The sequence below is a fragment of the Flavobacterium sp. genome (assembly GCF_039916025.1).
In the GTDB taxonomy this organism is placed as follows: Bacteria; Bacteroidota; Bacteroidia; order Flavobacteriales; family Flavobacteriaceae; genus Flavobacterium.
Map to the genome: position 1 here is coordinate 1 of NZ_JBDSMB010000110.1, position 6,272 is coordinate 6,272.

Annotated in this window: 6 protein-coding genes; all 6 read left to right on the forward strand. The window is 35.1% G+C overall.

Annotated features, from left to right (window positions below):
* Positions 1-11: 11 nt before the first annotated feature.
* The 6 genes from ABIQ27_RS07725 to ABIQ27_RS07750 are packed head-to-tail and all read left to right on the forward strand — an operon-like array spanning position 12 to position 6,256.
* Positions 12-1,040 (forward strand): rod shape-determining protein, encoded by a 1,029-nt coding sequence (locus ABIQ27_RS07725; protein WP_236397682.1) that lies wholly within the window; start codon positions 12-14, stop codon positions 1,038-1,040.
* 55 nt (positions 1,041-1,095) lie between these two features.
* A complete protein-coding gene (gene mreC, locus ABIQ27_RS07730) occupies positions 1,096-1,923 on the forward strand; it encodes a rod shape-determining protein MreC (protein WP_348033254.1) in 828 nt (275 codons plus the stop codon).
* The gene (locus tag ABIQ27_RS07735; protein WP_348033256.1) at positions 1,916-2,422 is read left to right on the forward strand and encodes a rod shape-determining protein MreD; all 507 of its coding nucleotides are present in this window, start codon (positions 1,916-1,918) and stop codon (positions 2,420-2,422) included. The genes mreC and ABIQ27_RS07735 overlap by 8 nt, the downstream gene beginning before the upstream one ends.
* Complete coding sequence (mrdA, locus tag ABIQ27_RS07740; protein WP_348033258.1) at positions 2,419-4,368, forward strand: penicillin-binding protein 2; 1,950 nt, start codon at positions 2,419-2,421, stop codon at positions 4,366-4,368. Before ABIQ27_RS07735 ends, mrdA begins: the two co-directional genes overlap by 4 nt.
* 12 nt (positions 4,369-4,380) lie before the next feature.
* A complete protein-coding gene (gene rodA, locus ABIQ27_RS07745; RefSeq protein WP_348033260.1) occupies positions 4,381-5,640 on the forward strand; it encodes a rod shape-determining protein RodA in 1,260 nt (419 codons plus the stop codon).
* Between the two features lie 55 nt (positions 5,641-5,695).
* A complete protein-coding gene (locus ABIQ27_RS07750) occupies positions 5,696-6,256 on the forward strand; it encodes a hypothetical protein (protein WP_348033263.1) in 561 nt (186 codons plus the stop codon).
* The last annotated feature ends 16 nt before the right edge of the window (positions 6,257-6,272 follow it).

A 6,272-nucleotide genomic window follows, 5' to 3' on the forward strand; every position in this document is an offset into this window, starting at 1 on the left:
TACTAAAATCTATGGGATTTTTTGATTTCATGACCGAGGATATTGCAATTGACCTTGGTACCGCAAACACTCTGATAATACACAACGACAAAGTTGTAATTGATAGCCCGTCAATTGTTGCCAGAGATCGAATATCGGGAAAAATTATTGCCGTTGGTAAAGAAGCCAACATGATGCAAGGTAAAACACATGAGAATATAAAAACCATACGTCCATTGAAAGATGGGGTTATAGCCGATTTTGATGCGTCTGAAAAAATGATCAGCATGTTCATCAAAAGCATTCCGGCGTTAAAGAAAAAAATGTTTACTCCGGCACTTAGAATGGTTGTTTGTATTCCATCGGGAATTACCGAAGTGGAAATGCGTGCAGTAAAAGAAAGTTGCGAACGTGTAAACGGAAAAGAAGTTTATCTTATTCACGAACCAATGGCTGCGGCAATTGGTATTGGCATCGATATTATGCAGCCAAAAGGAAACATGATTGTTGATATTGGTGGAGGAACTACAGAAATTGCAGTTATCGCTTTGGGCGGAATTGTTTGTGATAAATCCGTTAAGATTGCGGGTGATGTTTTCACAAATGATATCGTTTACTACATGAGAACTCAACACAATTTATTTGTGGGTGAAAGCACTGCAGAAAAAATCAAAATTACTATTGGTGCGGCTACGGACGATTTAGAAACACCACCAGATGATATGTCAGTTCAAGGAAGAGATTTGTTGACTGGTAAACCAAAACAGGTTGAAGTATCGTATAGAGAAATCTCAAAAGCATTGGATAAATCCATACAACGTATTGAAGATGCCATAATGGAAACTTTATCGCAAACGCCACCAGAATTAGCAGCGGATATTTACAACACAGGTATTTATCTTGCCGGTGGTGGTTCGATGTTAAGAGGACTAGACAAACGTATTTCTCAAAAAACAGATTTACCGGTATACATTGCAGAAGATCCATTAAGAGCTGTTGTCCGTGGAACCGGAATGGCACTTAAAAATATTCCTAAATTCAGAAGCATACTTATAAAATAGTGTTTGTTGTGACAATACTGAACACTGAATACTGAACACTGAACACTAAAAAAAGATGCAGCAAATATTTAATTTTGTACTTAAAAACAGTAATCGCTTACTGTTTTTGCTGCTTTTGGTAACATCTTTTTTATTGACAATTCAGTCGCATTCTTATCATAAAAGTAAAATCATAAGTTCCGCTAATTTCTTTACTGGCGGCATCTATGAGAAGGTAAATAACGTTGATGAGTATTTTGGCTTAAGAGATCAAAATGAAGAATTGGCCAAAGAAAATGCCCGTTTAAAATCGATATTGTTCAATCAAAAAGACACTACTAAATTACCCGAAATTGACACCACTAAAGGTGCGAATAAAACAGTTATCACAGTTGCCAAAGTAATTCACAACACCTACAGCATTCAGGAAAACTTTATTACAATTAACAAAGGTTCTGTTTCCGGAATTAAACCAAATATGGGTGTAATCAACAGCGCCGGAATTGTTGGAATTGTTGACAATACCTCTAAAAATTTCGCAACCATCATAAGTCTATTGAATGTCAATATCAAGATTAACGCTAAAATCAAAAAGTCCAATCATTTTGGTACTTTAAGTTGGAATGGAAAAAGCACCGGCTTTGCTCAGTTGACGGATGTGCCAAGATTGGCAGGTGTTCGCAAGGGTGACACTATCGTTACCGGAGCTGAATCTACGGTTTTCCCAGAAAACATTGGCATTGGAACTATTGACAAAGTATATATTGACAACGAAACCAATTACTACACCTTGGATATTAAATTGTTTAATGACATGACCAATCTAGGTCATGTTTATGTCATTAAAAATAAAGATTCCGATGAAATTATCAATTTAGAAAATCAAAGCAAGAAAAATGAATAGTGCCTTATTAGGAAATATTGCTCGTTTTATTTTGTTGTTTGCAGCACAGATTTTGATATTCAACAGAATTGATCTTTTTGGGTTTATCAATCCGTTTCCTTATGTGCTTTTTATAATTCTTTATCCAGTAAACGGGAACAAAAGCGGTTTGTTAGTAGCTAGTTTTTTGTTAGGATTACTAATGGATATGTTATGGAATTCTGGTGGAGTTCATGCAGCTGCTTGTGTAGTCCTTGCTTATTACAGGCCCGCAATTTTTAAATTTTCCTTTGGTTTGAGTTACGAGTATCAAACCGTGAGACTCAATGACGTTTTAACTCCGGAACGGTTTTCATTCATACTTATTGCCGTTGTACTTCATCATTGTGTCTTATTTGTTTTAGAAGTATTTGATGTTACTTCAATTTGGGAGATTTTAAAACGAACCGTCGGAAGCACAATATTCACGATTATAATTTCTATTATTATTATCTATATAATTAAGCCAAGTAAGCGATGAGAAAGGTTTTGTTACCCACAATTATTTTCGTCTGTACCATTTTACTTGTTTTACGGCTTTTTTATTTACAGGTAATTGATGACACACTGAAATTGAAATCGGATAATAATGCTATTAAAATAGCGTATGATTATCCAGAGCGCGGTTATATTTATGATAGATATGGCAAGCTTTTAGTTGCCAATCAGCCTTCTTATGATATCATGGTTATCCCGAGAGAGGTTAAAGATATTGACGTAGATGAATTTTGTTCTTTATTGAAAATCACCAAAGAAGATTATGATAAAAAGATAGCAAAAGCGACTGTTTACAGCCCAAGGCTTCCTTCTGTTTTTCTATCGCAGCTAAATAAAAAAGAGTATGCTGCTTTTCAGGAAATTCAAAGAAAATTTATTGGATTTTATATTCAAAAACGTGCTTTAAGAGATTATCAGGTAGCTTTCGGCGCGAATGTCTTTGGATTTATCACTCAAGTGAATGACAAAATCATTGAAAAAAACAAGTACTACAATAGTGGTGATTTAATCGGAAGACAAGGTGTTGAAGAGAGTTATGAAGATTTTTTGCGTGGTGTAAAAGGTGTAAAATACATTCAGAAGGATAAATACAATCGGGAAATAGGTTCTTATAAAGAAGGTAGGTTTGATACAATTGCCGTTCAGGGAAGCGATATTAATTTGAGTATCGATGCCGAACTTCAAAAATATGGAGAGGAATTAATGGTCAACAAACGTGGTGGAATTGTAGCAATTGAACCAAGTACTGGTGAAATTCTAGCTTTGGTAACTGCTCCGTCTTATGATCCAGCAATTCTGGTTGGGAGACAACGCTCTAAAAATTACACAACTTTATATAAAGACTCTATTGCAAAACCATTGTATGATAGAGGATTATTGGCAGAATACACACCTGGTTCACCATTTAAAATTTTAACCGGACTAGTGGCTTTGCAGGAAGGTGCAATTGATGAAAGCACGTCTTTCGTCTGTCATCATGGATTCAGTTATGCGCCTGGTCGTTTTATGAAATGTCACTGCCATGGTGGTGCAATGCAATTTCACAGAGGAATTTACGAATCCTGTAATACGTTCTTTTCCAGCTCTTATATGAAAACTATTGACAAGTACAACAATCCGCCAAAAGGTGTTGATGTTTGGAGTAATCACTTGAAAAGTTTTGGTTTAGGGCAGTTTATGGGCTATGATTTACCAACGGGAAAAAAAGGAAATTTACCTACATCAAAAACCTATAAAAAAATGTATCCTGGTTGGGGTTGGTCAAGTAAGACAATAGTTTCTAATGCTATTGGCCAGGGAGAAGTTTTAATGACTCCGATTCAGTTGGCAAATATGATTGCGACGGTTGCCAATCGCGGTTATTATTATACGCCTCATATCATCAAAAAAATCAAAGGCAGCAAAATTGATAAAAAATTCACAACAAAACATGTGACTACTATAAACAAAAAATATTTCGAACCTATGATTAGCGGATTATTTGATGTTTATAATTTGGGTACGGCACACGGTTTAAATGTTGAAGGAATTGATATTTGTGGAAAAACAGGTACAGCAGAAAACTTTGCAAAGATTAATGGTAAAAGGGTAAAACTTCAGGATCACTCTATTTTTGTGGCCTTTGCGCCTAAGGATAATCCAAAAATTGCCATTGCAGTTTTTGTTGAAAATGGATATTGGGGAGCACGTTGGGCCGGACCAATCACGAGTTTGATGATTGAAAAATATATCAAAAGAAAAATTACAAGAACCGATTTAGAAAAACGAATGCTGGAAGGAAGCCTTCAGGGTGAATACAATAAATATTATGCAAATCCAATTGTAGACACTTTGATTAAAGCAAAAATTGACGGTCCGGTAAAGCCCCTAGCCGTTAAACCAGCCGTTGTAAAACCAGAAGTTAAAGTAGATGATACTCCGGAAAATTAATTTCTAAAAAAGATGAAAAATCAAAGTGTAACGAATAATCTGGACTGGATAAGCATAGTCATCTATTTAATCTTAGTGATAATGGGTTGGCTGAATATCTATTCGTCTTCATTATCTTCGATTGAACAGGAAACTTCGATTTTTGATTTCACCCAAATCTATGGTAAACAATTTATGTTTATCTTACTTACAATCCCGCTAATATTTGTTGTGTTGTCCGTTGACGGGAAGTTTTATGAAAAATTTTCCAGTGTTATTTATGTTATTGGATTGCTCTCGCTAGCAGGTTTATTTGTTTTTGGGAAAACCATTAAAGGTCAGGCCAATTGGTACTCGTTTGGTTCGTTTGGTTTACAACCATCCGAGTTTGTAAAAGCTGCAACAGCTCTGGCTTTAGCCAAATATTTAAGTGATGTTCAAGTCCATTTAAAAGACTTAAACAGGCAAATACAGGTTCTGGGGATTCTTTTCCTGCCGATTTTATTAATTGTTCCGCATGATCCCGGAAGCGCTTTAATTTATAGTGTTTTTATATTGGTTTTATACAGAGAAGGATTGCCTTCTTGGTATGTTTGGACAGGTTTTATAGCGTTGGTTTTATTTGTATTAGCCTTAATAATAAAACCCCTAATCCTAACCGGAATCGCTTTAGTTGTAATCCTATTTATATACTATAGAAGCCGATTCATAAACAGAAACTGGATTTTGAGCGCGCTTATATTTGTAATGATTGGCGGTTTTGTTTTCTCGGTAGATTATGTTTTTGTCAATGTTTTTAAACAACATCACAGAGACAGATTTAATATTCTATTAGGGAAAGAAGTCGACATGAAAGGTATTGGCTATAATACCAACCAATCTGAAATTGCTATAGGATCCGGTGGTTGGTTTGGTAAAGGTTATCTTGAAGGAACACAAACAAAAGGTGGTTTTGTACCAGAACAACACACCGATTATATTTTCACAACAGTTGGTGAAGAATGGGGATTTTTGGGTTGCCTTTTTGTAATTGGTCTTTTCCTCTGTTTGATAATGCGGATTATCTATTTGGCCGAAAGGCAGAAGACTAAGTTTAGTCGGGTCTACGGCTATTGTGTCGCCGGAATATTGTTTATTCACTTTTTCGTAAATATAGCTATGGTAGCAGGTATATTCCCGACGATTGGTGTGCCGCTTCCATTCTTTTCTTATGGTGGTTCCGGACTTTGGGGCTTTACTATTTTGCTTTTTATCTTCCTAAAAATGGATGCTAATAAAGTAAACGAGTGGTAAATGATTTTATAAGCGATAGTTTGTCTAAATTTACTATTCATAAAACATAGAAATCATGAAACTTAAACTCATCACTTTACTTTTTATTCTGAAAATTGTCCCTTCGATTGCACAAACAGAAACTGTTGTAACGCAAACGGACACTGTTGCTTTAAAACAAATTGAAGTTCAAACTCCGATTGTAGAAAAAGCAACTTCAGCTCTTACAGAACAACAAATTTTAGAAATTCAGAAAACCACGTTAGAAACTCAAAAAAAAACATTAGATACTCAAAAAGAAGCTGAAAAGATAAAAGCTCAGGCTGAAGCAAATGCCAAAGCAGTTGAAAAAGAGCAGAGAAAATTAGAAAAAGAGCAGAATCGTTTCGCAAGAGAACAGGACCGAATTGCTGATGCTGAAAAAGATGTAATCAAAACCAAAGAAAGGATTATAAAAGAAAAAGACAAGCTTGAAAAAATGACATCCAAATTAGAAAAGCAAAAACGAAAAGGAAAGCTAAGTGATATTGAAATAGAAAAAGAAAACATCAAAATCAGTAAACAGCAAATCGAAATAGGAGAGTTACAGCAAGATCTTGATAAGAACGAAAAGAAACTCAATAAATTAAGAGGTTAATTATAAAAAAAGCGTC

Coding starts and splice junctions, on each gene's coding strand:
- ABIQ27_RS07725 (WP_236397682.1), top strand. CDS start 12: ATGGGATTTTTTGATTTCATGACCGAGGATATTGCAATTGACCTTGGT.
- mreC (WP_348033254.1), top strand. CDS start 1,096: ATGCAGCAAATATTTAATTTTGTACTTAAAAACAGTAATCGCTTACTG.
- ABIQ27_RS07735 (WP_348033256.1), top strand. CDS start 1,916: ATGAATAGTGCCTTATTAGGAAATATTGCTCGTTTTATTTTGTTGTTT.
- mrdA (WP_348033258.1), top strand. CDS start 2,419: ATGAGAAAGGTTTTGTTACCCACAATTATTTTCGTCTGTACCATTTTA.
- rodA (WP_348033260.1), top strand. CDS start 4,381: ATGAAAAATCAAAGTGTAACGAATAATCTGGACTGGATAAGCATAGTC.
- ABIQ27_RS07750 (WP_348033263.1), top strand. CDS start 5,696: ATGAAACTTAAACTCATCACTTTACTTTTTATTCTGAAAATTGTCCCT.